Origin of the sequence: Pseudoalteromonas sp. MMG012 (assembly GCF_018100875.1) — a bacterium.
GTDB classification, from domain to species: Bacteria; Pseudomonadota; Gammaproteobacteria; order Enterobacterales; family Alteromonadaceae; genus Pseudoalteromonas; species Pseudoalteromonas aurantia.
Window position 1 is genome coordinate 1 of sequence record NZ_JAGJEF010000243.1, and the last position, 398, is coordinate 398.

Below are 398 nucleotides of genomic sequence, written 5' to 3' on the forward strand. Positions count from 1 at the left end.
TTTTTTGTATTATTAGCCTACCAATCAATTCCCCAAGTAGACTTTTCTGCTGGTGATAATGCAGAACAAACATCACTAAATACAGAATTGAATTCACCACTAACATTGCCATGAGTTCTATAATTTGTGAGGAGGTATCTCTTAACTGTTTCCGGCCATTTCCCAGCCTTATGAGCGTCTATTATAATGCCTTTAGCATCATGATAACTAGTTCCTGAACGAAGCTCTCCAAGGCGTCTCTCAAAGTGACCATACGTCCAGTCATCTGATTTTGTTTCAAATTCGTTTAACAGCTTCTCTTTATACTGTGCAATTTTTGGCATTTGTAACTCCATTACTTAGTTATTAAATTTATGTGCGAGAGTAATTTTATTAACACTCGATAATCGAAAGAAAAC

Annotated in this window: 1 protein-coding gene; it reads right to left on the reverse strand. The window is 35.7% G+C overall.

Annotated elements, in window-relative coordinates; translation table 11 throughout:
• Window positions 1-17: 17 nt before the first annotated feature.
• Window positions 18-323, reverse strand: coding sequence for a hypothetical protein (locus tag J8L97_RS23255; RefSeq protein ID WP_247688793.1), 306 nt, complete (start codon window positions 321-323; stop codon window positions 18-20).
• Window positions 324-398: the final 75 nt, after the last annotated feature.

Bases quoted from the DNA above. Each gene is read 5' to 3' on its own strand.
- J8L97_RS23255 (WP_247688793.1), bottom strand. From the start codon at position 323: ATGCCAAAAATTGCACAGTATAAAGAGAAGCTGTTAAACGAATTTGAA.